The 17,093-nt window shown below is 64.8% G+C and carries 9 protein-coding genes; 2 read left to right on the forward strand and 7 right to left on the reverse strand.

The genetic code is table 11. From position 1 onward, the window contains the following. Positions 1–17: 17 nt before the first annotated feature. The 7 genes from IGS58_RS05475 to IGS58_RS05505 all read right to left on the reverse strand — a co-directional run bounded on the left by IGS58_RS05475 (position 18) and on the right by IGS58_RS05505 (position 13,863). The gene (locus IGS58_RS05475; protein ID WP_230520829.1) at positions 18–1,340 is read right to left on the reverse strand and encodes an aspartate aminotransferase family protein; all 1,323 of its coding nucleotides are present in this window, start codon (positions 1,338–1,340) and stop codon (positions 18–20) included. Between the two features lie 80 nt (positions 1,341–1,420). After that, the gene (locus tag IGS58_RS05480) at positions 1,421–2,308 is read right to left on the reverse strand and encodes a MurR/RpiR family transcriptional regulator (RefSeq protein ID WP_230520830.1); all 888 of its coding nucleotides are present in this window, start codon (positions 2,306–2,308) and stop codon (positions 1,421–1,423) included. Positions 2,309–2,352: 44 nt separating this feature from the next. Continuing rightward, the gene (locus IGS58_RS05485) at positions 2,353–2,637 is read right to left on the reverse strand and encodes a hypothetical protein (protein WP_070281185.1); all 285 of its coding nucleotides are present in this window, start codon (positions 2,635–2,637) and stop codon (positions 2,353–2,355) included. 169 nt (positions 2,638–2,806) lie between these two features. Next, positions 2,807–5,470, reverse strand: a complete 2,664-nt coding sequence (locus IGS58_RS05490; protein ID WP_230520831.1) for a TonB-dependent receptor — start codon at positions 5,468–5,470, stop codon at positions 2,807–2,809. Positions 5,471–5,696: 226 nt separating this feature from the next. Further along, positions 5,697–8,864: an EAL domain-containing protein gene (locus IGS58_RS05495; protein WP_230520832.1), complete on the reverse strand. Its 3,168-nt coding sequence runs from the start codon at positions 8,862–8,864 to the stop codon at positions 5,697–5,699. A gap of 173 nt (positions 8,865–9,037) precedes the next feature. Further along, positions 9,038–11,608, reverse strand: coding sequence for a cyanophycin synthetase (gene cphA, locus IGS58_RS05500; protein WP_070260335.1), 2,571 nt, complete (start codon positions 11,606–11,608; stop codon positions 9,038–9,040). 77 nt (positions 11,609–11,685) lie between these two features. After that, positions 11,686–13,863 (reverse strand): cyanophycin synthetase, encoded by a 2,178-nt coding sequence (locus IGS58_RS05505; protein WP_230520833.1) that lies wholly within the window; start codon positions 13,861–13,863, stop codon positions 11,686–11,688. 467 nt (positions 13,864–14,330) lie between these two features. Here IGS58_RS05505 and IGS58_RS05510 point away from each other — a divergent pair, with 467 nt between their 5' ends. Both IGS58_RS05510 and IGS58_RS05515 read left to right on the forward strand, forming a co-directional pair. Beyond that, complete coding sequence (locus tag IGS58_RS05510) at positions 14,331–16,601, forward strand: cyanophycin metabolism-associated ABC transporter (RefSeq protein WP_081345909.1); 2,271 nt, start codon at positions 14,331–14,333, stop codon at positions 16,599–16,601. Between the two features lie 2 nt (positions 16,602–16,603). Next, the gene (locus IGS58_RS05515; protein ID WP_230520834.1) at positions 16,604–17,074 is read left to right on the forward strand and encodes a cyanophycin metabolism-associated DUF1854 family protein; all 471 of its coding nucleotides are present in this window, start codon (positions 16,604–16,606) and stop codon (positions 17,072–17,074) included. Positions 17,075–17,093 lie beyond the last annotated feature (19 nt).

Below are 17,093 nucleotides of genomic sequence, written 5' to 3' on the forward strand. Positions count from 1 at the left end.
CATCGATGCATGCGCGGCTACGCCACGCAAGCATCGATGGCCGTGCCCAGCTTGTCGACGATTTCATCGACGTGGCTGGCGTCGATGATATAGGGCGGCGCCAGCAGGATGTGGTCGCCATGCAGGCCATCGATGGTGCCGCCCATGGGGTAGCACATCAGTCCGTTGTGCATGGCTTGCGCCTTGATGCGCGCATGCAGGCGGCGGGCAGGGTCGAAAGGCTGTTTGCTGGCACGGTCCTGCACCAGTTCCAGTCCCAGGAACAGGCCGCGGCCGCGGATGTCGCCCACGTGCGCATGGCCATCGAAACGCGCAAGCAGCCGCTCTTTCAGCAAGCTGCCCATCGCGCGCACGTTGACCAGCAGACCGCGTTCCTCGATCTGCCGCTGCACGGCCAGGGCGGCGGCGCAGGCCGTGGCGTGGCCGATATACGTGTGGCCGTGCTGGAAGAATCCCGTGCCGGCGCGGATGGTGTCGCGGATGTCCTTGGAGACCATCACGGCGCCGATGGGCTGGTAGCCGGCGCCCAGGCCCTTGGCGATGCAGATCAGGTCTGCCGTGATGCTTTCCTGCTCGCAGGCGAACAGGCTGCCCGTGCGCCCTATGCCGCACATGACTTCGTCGAGGATCAGCAGGATGCCATGGCGCTGGCAAATGTCGCGCATGCGCTGGAAGTAGCCGGCGACGGCGGGCAGGGCGCCGGCCGTGGCGCCGACGACGGGTTCGGCGATGAAGGCCATGACCTTGTCCGCGCCCAGAGCGGCGATAGTGTCTTCCAGTTCCTGGCCCAGGCGCGCCACGTAGTCGCCATCCGTTTCATGGGCTGGCTGGTCGCGCCAGGCGTAGCAGGGCGACACGTGCGTCACGTCGATCAGCAGCGGTTCGAATTGCTGGCGGCGCCAGGCGTTGCCACCCGTGGCCAGTGCGCCCAGGGTGTTGCCGTGGTAACTCTGGCGGCGCGCAATGACGTGGCGGCGCTGCGGCTGGTCCCGTTCCACGAAATACTGGCGCGCCATCTTGAGCGCGCTTTCCACCGCTTCCGAACCGCCCGAGACGAAATACATGCTGTCGATGCCGGCAGGCGCACGGGCGACGAGGAAATCGGCCAGCTGCTCCATCGGCTCGCTGGTGAAAAACGAGCTGTGCGCGTACGCCATCCTGGCAACCTGCTGCTGCACTGCCGCGATCACGGCCGCATCCGCATGACCGAGACAGGAGACGGCCGCGCCGCCGCAGGCGTCCAGGTAGCGCTTGCCGTCGGCGTCGATCAGGTAGGGACCATCGCCGCCCGTGGCGACGGGATAGCTGGCGGTCAAGCTGCGGTGGAAGACATGGCTCATGGCATCGCTTTCTTATCGGCAAGGGGAAGACCGATTATAGAAGGCGTTGCGCTGCCTGGCAACGTTTGATGTATTTGTTTTTAATTTGCATCATTTGATGTTTTTGCGTAGGCGCCCAGCGCCCGCAGCTGGCTTTCCGCCGCACCGATGGCGGTGACGGCATCGGGCCCCGCGCGCGCCACCAGCAGTTCCACCAGGCTTTCGACGGCGGCAACGCCGGCCACGATGGAGGGGAAGAACGAGGGGCTGTCGACGGCGATGACGATGCTGGCATCGGCTTGCAGGGCCAGCGGCGACAGGGGGCTGTCGCTGATGGCGACCAGCTGGCAACCAGCCCGGCGCGCCGTCTGCGCCACCAGCAGCGCTTCGCTGGAATAGGGCGCGAAGCTGACGACGACGACGGCTTCGTCTGCCTGCAGGGCGCGCAAGTCCATTTCCAGGGTGCCGCCCTGGCCGCTCAGCAGCTGCACGCTGGGGCGCAGCAAGCGGTACAGGTAGTGCAGGGTGTAGGCGATGGGGTGGGCGGCGCGAAAGCCGGCCACATGCACGCGCGGCGCCGCCTGCAGCAGGTTGGCGGCCGCATCCAGGGCGGCGTGGTTGGCACTTTCCGTGGCGGCCAGGTTGCGCTGCTGCACCGTGAACACTTCGGTGACCAGGTTCCCGTCCTTGTCGGCCAGCGCGTCCGCCTTTGCCGCATAGCCGGCCGGTGCGGTGCGCAGGCGCTCGACGAAGATGGCTTTCAGTTCCGGCCAGCCGGCAAAGCCCAGCTGTTGCGCCAGGCGCACGAGGGCGGCCGACTGCACCTGCGCGCGCGCGGCGATGCTGCGCATCGATGAGACGGCCACTTCGTCCGGATGGTCCGCCAGGTAGCGGGCGCCGGCCTGGAATTGCGGGCTCAGTTCCGCATGGCGTGCCTTGATCAGGTCCATCAGTGCCGCATAGGAGTCGTGGGGTGTCGCTGCCTGCATCGCCGTGCCTCATGTGATCGGTTGCGGCGATGGTACAGGATTCGTCAGCGCGCCGGTAGCGGCAAGCCTTGCGCCAGCGCGGCCGTGCGCGGGCGCAGGCGGGCAAACAGGTGCGGCCCGGCCGGTTTGCGGCGCGGTCCCGTCGTCAGCACGCGCAGGGCGGTGGGCAGCGGCACGTCGTGGCAGTGCAAAAACAGGGCGGCGGCGCCCGTGCCGGCCATTTCCTGCAAGGCCAGCGCATGCTCGACCAGCGCCGCCGTGCGCATGTCGAGCCGCACCGGGATGTCGGGTTGAAATAACTGTGTGTCGACGTGCCGTGCATTGCGCATGCTGTCCCCGCCGGGTTCGCTAGTCAAGCTGCCAGCATAAAAGCCCCCGGCGGCGCCATTTTGCGTTAAATCAATTCCACTGTCGGATAGATTCCGCAAAGAAAAAAAACGCCAACCGTTGCCGGCTGGCGCTGAAAACCCTCGCAAGGAAGAAAGGGTGGGGGACGGGCTAGTAGCTCCAGCGGACGGAGAGTCCCACGACCTTGTCGTAGCGCCGCACATCGCGCACATACTCCGGCGTGTCGTGGTAGTCGCGGTAGGTCGAGTCGAGCAGGTTGTTCGCGTCCAGCGTCACCGTGGTGTTCGGGTTGAGCTTGTACGAGACCGACGCGTCCAGGGTCTTGGTTGGCGCGACGGTCAGGTGGATGCCCTTGCCGCGGTAGTTGTAGTCGTCGACGTACTTGTCGCGCCAGCTGTAGGCCAGGCGCGCCGACCACGGTCCCTGTTCGTACAGGCCGACGATATTGGCCGACCATTTCGACATGCCCGTGAACGGATGCACGCTGCCATTCAATTCTTCCAGCTCGCCCGTCATGTAGGTGGCGTTCGCTTGCAGGCCGAGGCCGCTCATCCAGCCGGGCAGTTTGTCGTAGAACTGCTGGTAAGCCATTTCCACGCCTTGCAGATGGCCTTTCGAGGTGTTGCGCGGACGCGTGATGTCGTACTCGATGCCGCCATACGTTTCCTTGGCCGAACCGGACAGGATGTAATTCTTGAAGTTGTGGCGGAACACGGTGGCCGTGACGGAACCCGTTTGCGCGAAATACCATTCCAGCGCCACGTCGAGGTTCTTGCCTTCCACGGGTTTGAGGTCGGGATTGCCGCCGTTGCCCGTCGGGCGCACCATCTCCAGACTCTGGCCCAGGGTCACGCCGGGGTTGAAGTCGGCGAAGTTCGGGCGCTGCACGGCCTTGCCTGCCGTCATGCGGGCGATCAGGTCCTGGCGCAGCATGGCTTTCAGGGTCATGCTGGGCAGCACGTCCGTATCCGAAGTCTTCACGCGTACGGGCGTGATGATGCCGTTTTGCGAGGAATTGCCTTGCAAGTCCTGCTTGGTCTGCACCACGCGCACGCCCAGGGTGCCATCGACCGGTACTTGCGCCAGGTCAAAGCCGATGCGCGCCTTGCCGTAGACGGCATTGGTTTTTTCCACATCCTTGAAGTGGGTCATCGGATCGTCCGGGCTGCGCTCGCTGCTGCCCGTAAACAGCTGGCGCAAGGTATCCGTGTTGTTGAGCATGAAGTCGCGGCATGGCGTGAGCCAGCTTTGCAGGCCGAAATTGCCCGTGTTCTTGTGCGAAGTGCAGGCCAGGCCGGGCAGGGCATCGGCAGTCATGATCGACGTCAGTCCGCCTTGCACGTTCTTTTCGCGTATCGACTCCGCCTTGCGCTTGGCCAGGCGCACGCCGCCCGAGAATTCGCGGAAGAAGCCCGTGCTGTCCATGTCGTAGGTAACGTCGCCGCGCCAGTCGGTCGAGCTGCCTTCGTCGTGGCTGTGATTGTCGTAGAAGCCGAGCAGGGTGTAGTTCTTCGGATCCGTCATGTTGTAGCCGGGGTAGCTGATCTGCGCGCCGCCGTTGACGTTGGTGCTGCCGATCACGCTGGTCGGATGGGCGAGAAAGTCGAGGATGGGAAATTCGCGCTCGAAGTTGCTGACCGTGCGCGCCAGTTCCGTGGTGGCGCGCAGCTGCGGCGTGATGTCCCAGCGCGCGCCGATGGCGCCTTGCGAACCGATCGAGCGGTCGCGCCGCGCCTGGGTCGAGCCCAGCGTAAACGGTGACCATGGGCCGTCGATCTTGCCCACCGTGGCCGCCTGATTGGTGCCGGGGATCAGGGTGATGTCCGGGTTCTGGCCCCACGGCAGGGAACCGACGAAGAATTGGCTGTCGAACGCGTGCTTGATCAGGGTCGACATGCCTTCCGCATACACTTCCACCTGCGAGTTCGGGCGCCACTGGAAGGCGGCATTCGCCGCATAGCGCTTGCGGTCGCCCACGGTCGGGATCATGCCGACGGAATCGGGCCCCGTGATATTGCCCGCTTCGGGGCGCTTGACGGGTTCGGCATTCCAGATCGTCTCGTCATAGTATTTGCCGCGCTGGTAGGACAGGCCGAGCAGGGCGCCGAATTCGCCGTATGGGGTCTTCCAGCGGTTCGAGACCATGCCGCTGACGTTCGGGTCCGTCGAACCGGATTTGTCGCGGTGCTCGGCGCGCACGTTGCCCGATGCCGTAAAGCCCTTGAAGTCGAAGGGGCGGTTGGTGCGCACGTCGATCACGCCGGCCGTGCCGCCTTCGACCATGTCGGCGCCCTGCGATTTGTACACGTCCACGCGCTGCAGCATGGCCGTCGGGATGTCGGCCAGGTACAGGCTGCGGCCCACGGAGGTGAACATTTCGCGGCCGTTGAGCAAGGTCACCACGCCGGGCAAGCCGCGGATGATGACGGTACCCGCTTCGCCGCCTTCGCGGCGGATCTGCACGCCCGTCACGCGGCCGAGGATTTCGGCCACGTTCTTGTCGGGGAATTTGCCGATTTCATCGGCGACGATGGAATCGACCACCTGGTCGTTGTTTTTCTTGATCGTCTGCGCGCTTTGCGCAGCACGACGCACACCGGTGACGGCGACGACGGCGATGCCGGCATTGTCGGCCGCCGGTGCTGCTGCCGGTGCCGTTTCTTCCACCGGCGTGTCCACGGCGGGTGCCTGTTGCGCCCAGACGGAAGCGCTGCTCAGCAGGCCGGCGCCGGCCAGGGCGGCCACCGTGGCCTTCAAGGTCAACCGTGTGTTTTGTCGGGACGTGCGGGTGCCCGTTGCCATCAATTGCTTCATCTTGTCTCCACCTGTATTTTAGTTATGTTGAGAACGCTGCGGCAGTCGCCGCCAGAGCTGGAACTTGCTCAGAAACATGGTAGGTGGGAATGACTTTGCCCCACAAATGACTTCTTTTGCGATGTCAATACCGATTCCGGTATCCCTGCTGCATTCATGCGCCCTGGCGGCCGCCGTGCGTTGTCGAACCTGGCGCCTGCGCGTTGCGGGCGCTCCACAGGAGGTGTCAGGCGGCGCAGGGTGCGGCGCTGTGCGCCAGCCAGGCCATGAAGTGCGCCTGCGGCATGGGGCGGGCAAAGTAATACCCTTGCAATTCATCGCAGCCGGCATGACGCAGCACGTCGGCATCGGCCGCGCTTTCCACGCCTTCGGCGGTGACCGTCAGACCCAGGGTATGGCCAAGGCCGATGATGGTTTTCGTCACCGCCAGATTCTGCGGCGAACCGTGGATGTCCTGCACGAAGCTCATGTCGATTTTCAGCTTGTCGAGCGGGAAGCGGCACAGATAGTTCAGGCTCGAATAGCCGGTGCCGAAATCGTCGATAGACAGCGCAAACCCCAGCGCCTTGATGGCGTGCAGGGTGGCGATGGTGTCGTCCACGTTGTCCATCAGGATGGACTCGGTCAGCTCGAATTCGATCTGTCCCGGCGTGACGGGAAATTCGCGCAGCACTTCGCGCAAGGTGGCCACCAGGCCGCCGCTTTTCAGCTGGATGGCCGACAGGTTGATCGACACGGCGATGTCGCCCGCGCCCGCCTCGCGCCAGGCTACTTGCTGGCGGCACGCCTCGCGGATGACCCACGCGCCGATGGAGACGATCAGGCCCGATTCCTCGGCGGCGGGGATGAAGCTGTCGGGCGCGATCAGGCCGTGCTGCGGATGCTGCCAGCGGATCAGGCTTTCCACGCCATTCAGGCGGCTGCTTTTCGCATCGATGCGCGGCTGGTAGTACAGCACCAGTTCCTGCCGTTCGATGGCGTGACGCAGATCGCTTTCCAGGTGCAACTGCTGCAACTGCTGCTCCTGCATCTGCGGCGTGAACATGCGCGCGTGATCGCGTCCGCCGCTCTTGGCCTGGTACATGGCCGCATCGGCGTGGCGCATCAGGGTATCCATGTCGCCGCCGTGGTCCGGATAGATGGCCACGCCCACGCTGCACGAGACATACAGCTCGTTGCCTTCCACCTGGTGCGGCTGGCGCATGGCCGGTATCAGCCGCGTGTCAAGCAGGGCGGCGATGGATGCGGCGTCGCCGATGCCATTGAGGATGACGACGAATTCATCGCCGCCCAGGCGGCTGACGGTATCGCCTTCGCGCACCAGCTGCAGCAGGCGCGCCGACACCGATTGCAGCAGCGCGTCGCCCACGTGGTGGCCCAGCGCGTCGTTGACGTGCTTGAAGCGGTCCAGGTCGACGAACAGCACGCCCACCTTTTCGCCGCTGCGGCGCGCCTGCGCGATGGCTGCCGCCAGGCGCAGGTTCGACACGTGGCGGTTCGCCAGTCCCGTCAGCGCGTCGTGGTGGGCCATGTGCTCGATCTGCCGCTCGCTGGCCTTGCGTTCGCTGATGTCGAGCGAACTGGCGATGAAATGGGTGGTGACGCCATCGAGGTCGCGCACGGCGTTCATCACCAGCCAGGCGGGATAGCTTTCCAGCGACTTGCGCTGCACCCGGATCTCGCCCTGCCAGTAGCCGCGCCGCGCCAGGGTCCGGCGCAGGCTGTCGAGCTGCTCGGGACTATTGTCGGGTGCGAGCAAAAAGGCCGGGCGCTTGCCGATCAGCTCCACCATGTCGTACAGCGAATGGCGGCGGAAGGCCTGGTTGACGGTGATGATGCGCATGCCGGCGTCCATCACGATCAGGCTTTCGGCGGACGCCTCGAAGACCTTGGCCCACAGTTCCAGGCGCGACTCCATCAGCTTCATCTTGTTGATCGGCGTGAAGGTCGACAGCACGGCGCGCTGGCCCTGGTAGTCGATCAGGCGCGCGGAAATCAGGGCCCACGTTGGCGTGCCGCTGCCGCTCCAGCACACTTCGAATTCATCGACCGCGCCCAGGTCGCTCAAGCGCTGGAAGAAGCGCGAACGGGCTTGCGGACTCATGCCGCCCACCCACGGGTCCAGTTCCAGGCCGCCCTGCCACGCGTGCGCGGCCTGGTTCGCGTGCAGCACCTGGTGATGAGGGATCGAGGTGACCATCAGCGGGATGGGAATGGCGTCGACCAGCTGGCGTTGTGCATCGGCCGCGCTGGCGCTGGCCACCAGTTCCTGCTGCGCCATGCGCTGGAAGTCGAGCTGCTGCAGCATGGTATTGAAGGCGCTGACCAGACGCCCCGTTTCGTCTTCGCTGTCCCAGATGGCGCGCAGGCTATGGTCGCCCGTTTCGCGCACTTCCTGCGCCACGCGCGCCAGGCGGCGGATGGGCAGGGCGATCTGGCGCGCGACGAAAAACACCAGGCCCAATATCATTACCAGCAGCAGCACGGCCGTGCCCAGGTGCAGCCACATGCGCGTAAAGAAGCCGTCTACGCGCAGCTGGATCAGGCGGTGCAATTCGCCTTCCGCTTCGCGCCAGGCATGCAGCAGGGCCGCAGAGGCGGCTGCATCGTGGCGCAGCAGCGCGGCGCTGCCAGCGGCACGGACAGGCGCGCCGGCCAGCGCCTGGGTGCTGGCGCGAAACTGCGCCACGGCTTGCTGCAGGGCCGCGCGCGAGCCGTCCAGGTGCTGGCGCAGCAGCGGGGTACTGGCCGCGAACGCCTCCGTGTAGTCGCTGCCGATGCCGCCCATGGTGGCGTCCATGCGCCCTTCCAGGATCAGGAACTGGGTTTGCAGGCGCTGGCGCTGCGCGCCTTCGGCCGTCGCCAGTTGCAGGGCCAGGGCGCGCGTGCTGTTGATCACTTCCAGCAGTTCCGGAAAGCGCAGGATCACCAGCGACATGGTGTAGTAGCTGTCCAGGTCCGGGTCGAGGATCAGGTTCGACTGGTTGCCCACGCGCGTGAGCAGTGCGCGTCCGGCAACGAAGGCGGGCGAGGGCGCGATGCCGTCGTCCGGCGCAACGGGCGTACTGCCGGACTGGCGCAGCAGGGCGGAAAATTCCCTGCTCAATTCCGCGCTGCGCATATCGCTGCCGAACTGGCGCTCGGCCAGTTCGATGGCAGCTGCCGATCCGGCTGCATCGGCTTGCGCGCGTGCCAGGGACAGCAGCGCATCGCGGATCGCGGCGATGTAGTCGTTGCCCGCCATCTCCTTGCGCGAGAAATCGATGGCGATGTATTTTTCGTTGATGAGGATGCCGGAAATGAAGATGACGGCGGACAGGTCGAGCAAATAGATCAGCGCCAGTTTGCGCCCCACCGTCAATTTCCCGATCATGCGCGAGATTCTGCCCACCATGCGTGCCCCACCTTCTTGTCAGCCCATTTATGTTTTCTTTTGAGCAATTTCCATGCCTGAATTTACAAGCTTGCAAGGGGGCTTTTGCACCATGCGGGTGCGCGCAGGGAGGCGGCGCGCGCGCATAAAAAAGGGCGGCCCGCAGGCCGCCCTTGTGCGCGATGATACTGCGCTTATGCTTCGGCGACGCGCTTGGCGATGTGCGCCAGCGCTTCTTCCACCTGGTCGATCAGGATCAGGCACAGATCGCCTTCGTTCAAGCGCGCCAGGGCCTTGTCGATGGCGACGAATTCGCCGTTGATTTCATCGATATGGCTGGTGCGCTTGGCGCCGTTCAAACCCTGGCGCAGCAGCGCCACGACTTCGCCGTCGGCGCGGCCGCGCTGGCATTGATCCTGGTACAGCAGCACATCGTCGAAGGCGGCGCCGAGGATTTCCGTCTGCTGGCGGATGTCTTCGTCGCGGCGGTCGCCGGCGCCGCTGATGACCACCGAGCGGCGCTTGGCCGGCATGCTTTCCACGGCTTGCACCAGCGCCAGGATGGCGTCCGGATTGTGGCCGTAGTCGGCGATCAGCGTGGCTCCACGATAATCGAAGACGTTGAAGCGGCCCGGCGCATTGTCGGCTTCATTGGCAAAGGTTTTCAGGCCCAGCGCGATGGTTTTCCAGTCCAGGCCCACGGCCCAGGCGGCGGCCAGCGACGCCATGACGTTGTCGACCTGGAAGCCGATGGCGCCGTTGCGCGTGATCGGCACCTGCGACAGGGCGATTTCGTGGCGTTCCTTGCCCTGCGCCGCGACCAGCTTGCCGTCTTCCACGTACACCACGCGGTTGCCCTGTGCGCGGTGCGTGGCCATCACCGGATGCGTCTTGTCGGCGGCGAAGAAGGTCACCGTGCCGCTGCAATTCTTGGCCATGCGCGCCACGGCGGGGTCGGTGGCGTTCAGGACTGCCACGCCGCTGTCGGCCACGTTCTGCACGATCACGCGCTTCAGGACCGCCAGGTCTTCCACGGTGGTGATGTAGTTCAGGCCCAGGTGGTCGCCGGCGCCGATGTTGGTCACCACGGCGACCTGGCAGCGGTCGAAGGCCAGGCCTTCGCGCAGCATGCCGCCGCGCGCCGTTTCGAACACGGCCGCGTCCACGTCCGGGTGCAGCAGCACGTTGCGCGCGCTGCGCGGGCCGCTGCAGTCGCCGCTGTCGATCTGGCGTCCTTCGATATACACGCCATCCGTGTTGGTCATGCCCGTGCGCAGGCCGGAAGCCGTCAGCAGGTGGGCGATCAGGCGCACGGTGGTGGTCTTGCCGTTGGTGCCCGTGACGGCGACCACGGGAATGCGGCCATCGTCGCCCTCGGCGAACATGGCGGCGATGATGGCTTCGCCCACGGGACGCGGCTTGCCGAACGACGGCGCCAGGTGCATGCGCAGGCCCGGTGCGGCGTTCACTTCCACGATGCCGGCGTTCTGCTCTTCCAGCGGTTTCAGAATGCTTTCGGAGACGACGTCCACGCCGCAGATGTCCAGGCCCACCATGTGCGCGGCCGCGACGGCGCGCGCCGCCACTTCCGGATGCACGTCGACGGTGACGTCGGTGGCCGAGCCGCCCGTCGACAGGTTGGCGTTATTGCGCAAGATCACGCGCTGGCCCACGGGCGGCACGGATTCGGCCACATAGCCCTGCTTGGCCAGGCTGGCCAGGGCGATGTCGTCGAAGCGGATTTTCGTCAGCGAGGTGGCGTGGCCGCTGCCGCGGCGCGGATCCAGGTTGACCTGGTCGACCAGTTCGCGCACCGTGTGCTGGCCGTCGCCGACCACTTGCGGCGGGTCGCGGCGGGCGGCTGCCACCATCTTGTTGCCGATGACGAGCAAACGGAAATCGTGGCCCGGCAGATAGCGTTCGACGAGGATATCGTCGCGGAATTCCTGCGCCGCGAGGAAGCCGGCCGTCAGTTGTTCGCGCGTGGTGACATTGACGGTCACGCCCTTGCCCTGGTTGCCGTCCTTCGGCTTGACGACGACAGGCAGGCCGATCTCGCAGGCGGCGGCCCAGGCATCGTCCGCGTCGACGGCGACACGCCCGTGCGGCACCGGCACGCCGGCCGAGTCCAGCAGCTTCTTGGTCAGTTCCTTGTCCTGCGCGATGGCTTCGGCAATCGCGCTGGTGCCGTCCATTTCGGCGGCCTGGATCTTGCGCTGCTTGCTGCCCCAGCCGAACGTTACCAGGCTGCCTTCGGTCAGGCGGCGGAACGGGATGTTGCGGGCCACGGCGGCGTTGACGATGGCGCCCGTCGATGGGCCCAGGCGCACGTCTTCATCGAGTTCCTGCAACTGGTGCAGCGCGCCGGCCAGGTCGAACGGCGCATCGTCGAGCGCGGCCTGGCACAGCTGCTGCGCCAGTTCCAGCGCCAGGCGGCCGACGGCTTCTTCCGAGTATTCGACGACGACCTGGAAGATGCCCGTTTCCAGGGTCGGCGTAGTGCGGCTGAAGGTGACGGGGCAGCCGGCTTGCGCCTGCAGGCCCAGCGCCGCCAGTTCCAGCACCTGCGCCATCGGCGCGGCGTTGTAATTGCCCAGCGGTTGCAGCGGGCTCAGTTGCGGAAAGCGCGCGCGCAGGCGGGCTTCGAAGCCGGGCAGCTGGGCGATGTCGAGTTCCTGCGTGGTGCAGGAAACAATGGCTTCCACGGCGGTGTCGTGGCTCCAGAGGTTAGGGCCCCGCAAGGCCCGTACGCGAGATACTTCCATAATTAAACCGTAATCCTGTTGTGTTCTTGTGGGCCCGGCCTTCATGGCCGGGCTTGAGTGCTGCTTTGCCTGTGCTGTCAGTTGCCGATGCAGCCGGGGGCCGCGTCGAAGGTGCGCAGTCCGGCGCAAATCAGATCGACGGGCAGGTTCAGGGCCCAGGCGGCCGCCGCGACGGCCAGCACGCTGTCGACATTGCCGGCCGTGGCCGGTTTCAGCAGGTCCAGACACAGCAAGACCGTTTCGATGCCGCCTTCGGCCAGCACGATGTGGTTGCCGCGCACGAATACGGCGCGCTGGCCGGCGGCCAGTTGCGCCGCGATGGCGGCCAGGCTGCCATCCTGCGCATACAGGGTCACCGTGCCGTCGCACAGCTCGGCCAGTTCCAGCACGTGCGCGTTGGCGGCATTGAGCACGGCCACGCCCGTTGGCACCACCACGTCGACCTGGCTGCGCACGGCCTTGTACAGGCCCGCTTCGTCCAGCACGTCGAAATCCTTGACGCTATCGAGGCTGCCCATGTCCGTGACGACGCCGATCTGGCACTTGTCGTAGGCCAGGCCTTCGGCCAGGATCATGCGCGGATTGCTCTCGAACAGGGCCGTCTGCACGGTGCGGTTGAGCAGCAGGCGCTGGCCCGCGTCCCAGTTCACGCAATCGCTGCTGACGACGCGGCGCTGGTCCAGATACATGCCTTCGCTGCAGACGGCGCCCGTGTGCAGGCCCGACAGGTTGAGCAGCTTGCACAGCATGCGCACGATCAGGCTGGCGCCGCGCGTGCCCGTCACGCCGATCAGCGGAATGCGGCCCGTTTCCTCGGGCGCGAACAGGTGGTCGACGATGGCCGCGCCGACAGGGCGGGGCAGGCCCACGCCCGGCTTGATGTGCGCCAGCAGGCCAGGGCTGGCATTGACTTCGATGATGGCGCCGCGCTGCTCTTCCAGCGGACGCGTGATGTCGGTGGTGACCAGGTCGATGCCGGCGATATCCAGGCCCACGACCCTGGCGGCCAGCAGGGCCGCATGCACGACGGACGGATGCACCTCGTCCGTGACGTCGATGGCCACGTTGCCGTTCGGCTGGATCAGCACTTTCTGGCCCGCCTGCGGCACGGACAGGGCGGTCATGCCCTGGCGCTGCAGTTCCAGCACGATTTCGCCCGATTCATGCGGCTTGACGGTACCCAGCGGGAAATCTTCGCCTTCGCCGCGGCGCGGGTCGGTATTGATCTGCGTGTTGACCAGTTCCAGCACGGTGGAGACGCCGTCGCCGTCAACCCACAGGGATTCGCCCTTGGCGGCCGCGATCAGCTTGTTGCCGACCACGAGCAGGCGGTGTTCGTCGCCCGTGATGAAGCTTTCCACCAGCACGGCCGAGCTGTCGCCCTTGCGCGCGGCCAGTTCGTAGGCTGCCTTCACGTCCGCTTCCGTCATCAGGTTCAGCGATACGCCGCGGCCATGGTTGCCGTCATACGGCTTGACGACGACGGGCACGCCGATGTCTTGCGCTTCTTCCCAGGCCGCTTCGGCGCTGCGTACCAGGCTGCCTTCGGGGACGCGCACGCCGCACGATTTGAGCAGGAATTTGGTGAGGTCCTTGTCGCTGGCGATGCCTTCGGCGATCGCGCTGGTGCGGTCCGTTTCGGCCGTCCAGATGCGGCGCTGCGCGGCGCCGTGACCCAGTTGCACCAGGTTGCCGTCGTTCAGGCGCAGCGAAGGGATGCCGCGTTCGGTGGCCGCATCGACGATGCTGGCCGTGCTCGGGCCCAGGCAGCGCGCGTCGACCATGTCGCGCAGGGGCGCCAGGGCCGCTTCCAGGTCGTAGGCTTCATCATTGATGGCAGCCATCAGCAGTTCGCGCGCGGCGGCCAGGGCGGCGCGGCCCACGTGCTCTTCGCGCGTGCGGAAGGCCATCTTGTAGACGCCGCGCTGGCTGGTCGAGCGCGTCTGGCCGAAGCCCGTGCGCATGCCTGCCAGGTTTTGCAGTTCCAATACGACGTGTTCGAGGATGTGGGCCGACCACGTGCCTTCGCGCAGGCGCTCGAAAAAGCCGCCCCGCTCGCCCACGCCGCAGCGGTGCTCGATCATGCCGGGCAGCCACGCCACCAGGCGCTCGTACAGGCCGGGCAAGGTATTGGATGGATAGTCTTCCAGTTCGCCGATGTCGACCCAGGCTTCAATCACCGGGCGGTAAGTCCAGATGTTGGGGCCGCGCAAGTGGGTGACGCGGGCAAATTCGATGTTCTTCTTCTTGATCATGTAAGTGGTTTCTTGATAACAAGCCAGGCGTCTGGGCGCCAGATACTTTATGTTGGCTCTACAGAGTCTTTTCAGGCTCGTGCTTGGTTCTTTATCCCGGGTATGCGCAGTGTGCCACTTTTAGCGGCCTCTTGTCGCGTTTGCTTCTCGTATTCTGCTGGTGTTGTCATTCTAATTGTTACTAATTGTTGCCATACTTGTTATAAAGATACCGACTCTGGGCTAAGCTGGAGCATTTGCGCAACAGCGGGCTGTTGTATACTTGCCGCTGGTCGATGGCCGCTCATTTTTTTGCTCCGTTTTGCCATCATTCCTTACCGGCAGGCATCCATTCGATACAATACAGGAAATTGCCACTGGTGCATCTGCCTCGCCATCGCGCAGTACACAAACATTGATCGGGCGTCTGCCCCATCCCCCAAATCCCGCCCTGAAGGGCTTGGCCTCGAGCCGGAGTATGCTTTACGATGACAACTGAACTGAGTGTTCCTGCAACAACTATTCCCCTCACTTCGCTGCCGGAACACTGGCTGGCGGAAGTGGAAAGCAACCTTTCTCCAGGGGAGAACGTTTTAAGTAGCGTTGAGGTTGACCTCGATGCGCGATTACGTTTCACAAAAGGCATAATTGTTGTCACAGAGAAGCGTTTACTGGCCCGTTCCCCGGGTGATACCGTCTGGAAAAGCTGGTCTTTCCGCCCCGGACTGCGCCTGACGCACCATGACCACGCCGGTGTCGGCCACCTGGAACTGTTCGACGACCACGGTCGCCTGGCGTCGTGGCGTTTTACTTTGGGCCAGAACCTGCATGCGATCCGTGTGCTGGAACAGTTCGTCGAGCGCCTCGACAGCCACCTGACGGGCCAGCCCGTGCTGGAAGCGGAGCAGGAAGTGTGCCCCAGCTGCAAGGCGCCCTTGGAACCGGAGCAGGAAGAATGCCCGATCTGCGCCAAGGTACTGCACACGCCGCCATCGACCTGGACCCTGTTCCGCCTGTGGCGCTTCGCCCACCCCTACCGTGGCCAGCTGGCCCTGGGCTTCATGCTGATGCTGCTGAGTACGGCCGCGCACATGATTCCGCCCTACCTGACGGCGCCGCTGATGGACAATGTGCTGATCCCGTATCAGAACGGCAAGCATATCGACCCCTGGCTGGTGGTGTACTACATGAGCGGATTGCTCGGTTCGGCCCTGCTGGCCTGGCTGCTGGGCTGGGGCAAGACCTATGTGCTGGCCCTGGTGTCCGAACGCATGGGCGCCGACTTGCGCTCGGCCACCTATGAACACCTGATGAAGCTGTCGCTGGAATTTTTCGGCGGCAAGCGCACGGGCGACCTGATGGCGCGCATTGGCAGCGGCAGCGACCGCATCTGCGTCTTCCTGTCGCTGCATTTGCTCGATTTCGCGTCCGACGTGCTGATGATCATCATGACGGGCGTGATCCTGTGGTCGATGAATCCGTGGCTGGCCATCATGACTCTGGCGCCATTGCCGTTCATCGCCTGGATGATCCACCTGGTGCGCGACCGTTTGCGCACGGGCTTTGAAAAGATCGACCGCGTGTGGAGCGAAGTGACCAACGTGCTGGCCGATACCATCCCCGGCATCCGCGTCGTGAAGGCGTTTGCGCAGGAAAAACGCGAAGCGGCCCGCTTCCGCGACGCCAACGCGCACAATCTTGCCGTCAACGACAAGCTGAACAAGGTTTGGTCGCTGTTCTCGCCTACCGTTTCCTTCCTGACGGAGATGGGCTTGCTGGTCATCTGGTGCTTCGGCATCTGGCAATTGTCGCGCGGCGAAATCACCGTCGGCGTGCTGACCGCCTTCATCGCCTACAGCACGCGTTTCTATGGCCGACTCGATTCCATGAGCCGCATCGTTTCCGTGACGCAGAAATCGGCGTCCGCCGCCAAGCGCATCTTCGACATCCTCGACCATGTGTCGAGCGTGCCGGAACCGGCGCAGCCCGTCAAACTGGACAAGATCGAAGGACGCATCGATTTGCGCGAAGTCGGTTTCCGTTATGGCAACCGGGCCGTCAACCGCGGCATCACCCTGAACATCAAGGCGGGCGAGATGATCGGCCTGGTGGGCCACAGCGGTTCCGGCAAGAGCACGCTGGTCAATCTGATTTGCCGCTTCTATGACGTGTCGGAAGGCGCGATCCTGCTCGATGGCGTCGACATCCGCTCGTTTGCCGTGTCCGACTACCGCCGCAACATCGGCCTGGTGCTGCAGGAGCCGTTCCTGTTCTTCGGCACCATCGCGGAAAATATCGCCTACGGCAAGCCGCATGCGACGCGCCAGGAGATCATCGCCGCCGCGCGCGCCGCGCATGCGCACGAATTCATCCTGCGCCTGCCGCAGGGCTACGATTCGATGGTGGGCGAGCGTGGCCAGGGCTTGTCCGGCGGCGAACGCCAGCGCATCTCGATTGCCCGCGCCCTGCTGATCGACCCGCGCATCCTGATCATGGATGAAGCAACATCGTCGGTCGACTCGGAAACGGAAAAAGAGATCCAGAAGGCGCTGGACAACCTGGTGCAGGGCCGCACGACGATCGCCATCGCGCACAGGCTGTCGACCTTGCACCGGGCCGACCGCCTGGTGGTGCTGGACCGCGGCCAGGTCGTCGAAGTGGGCAGCCACGATGAACTGATGGCGAAAGAGGGCGCCTATTTCCGCCTCTACGAAGCACAGGCGCGCAACAACGAACTCGCCCTGGATGACAAGGAATAAGCATGGCCAGTACAACTTTTACATTAAGCCGCGACACCTTCGGCAAGCTGGTGATGACGGACACGGACGGCCAGGTCTTTGAGGGCGTGGCGCCCGTGCGCGCCTTCCCCATCCAGTCGCCCGACGAAGGCATTTCGCTGGTGCTGGGCAATGGCAAGGAAGTGGCGTGGATCGACCGCATCGACGCCTTGCCGGAGCCGGCGCGCAGCCTGCTGCAGGAAGAGCTGGAAGGGCGCGAATTCATGCCCGAGATCGCGCGCGTGAAAAGCGTCAGCAGCTTCGCCACGCCATGCACCTGGCATGTCGATACGGACCGGGGCGAGACGCAGTTCGTGCTGAAAGGCGAGGAAGACATCCGCCGCATCGGCGCCACTTCGCTGCTGATCGCCGATAACCACGGCATTCACTTTTTGATCCGCGACATGTTTAATATCGACAAGACGACACGGAAGATACTCGACCGCTTCCTGTAAGCGATTGCCTGTCTTGAAA

Origin of the sequence: Janthinobacterium sp. EB271-G4-7A, from assembly GCF_020858075.1 — a bacterium.
Classification (GTDB): domain Bacteria; phylum Pseudomonadota; class Gammaproteobacteria; order Burkholderiales; family Burkholderiaceae_D; genus Janthinobacterium; species Janthinobacterium lividum.

Bases quoted from the DNA above. Each gene is read 5' to 3' on its own strand.
- IGS58_RS05475 (WP_230520829.1), bottom strand. From the start codon at position 1,340: ATGAGCCATGTCTTCCACCGCAGCTTGACCGCCAGCTATCCCGTCGCC.
- cphA (WP_070260335.1), bottom strand. From the start codon at position 11,608: ATGGAAGTATCTCGCGTACGGGCCTTGCGGGGCCCTAACCTCTGGAGC.
- IGS58_RS05510 (WP_081345909.1), top strand. From the start codon at position 14,331: ATGACAACTGAACTGAGTGTTCCTGCAACAACTATTCCCCTCACTTCG.
- IGS58_RS05495 (WP_230520832.1), bottom strand. From the start codon at position 8,864: ATGGTGGGCAGAATCTCGCGCATGATCGGGAAATTGACGGTGGGGCGC.
- IGS58_RS05515 (WP_230520834.1), top strand. From the start codon at position 16,604: ATGGCCAGTACAACTTTTACATTAAGCCGCGACACCTTCGGCAAGCTG.
- IGS58_RS05490 (WP_230520831.1), bottom strand. From the start codon at position 5,470: ATGAAGCAATTGATGGCAACGGGCACCCGCACGTCCCGACAAAACACA.
- IGS58_RS05480 (WP_230520830.1), bottom strand. From the start codon at position 2,308: ATGCAGGCAGCGACACCCCACGACTCCTATGCGGCACTGATGGACCTG.
- IGS58_RS05505 (WP_230520833.1), bottom strand. From the start codon at position 13,863: ATGATCAAGAAGAAGAACATCGAATTTGCCCGCGTCACCCACTTGCGC.
- IGS58_RS05485 (WP_070281185.1), bottom strand. From the start codon at position 2,637: ATGCGCAATGCACGGCACGTCGACACACAGTTATTTCAACCCGACATC.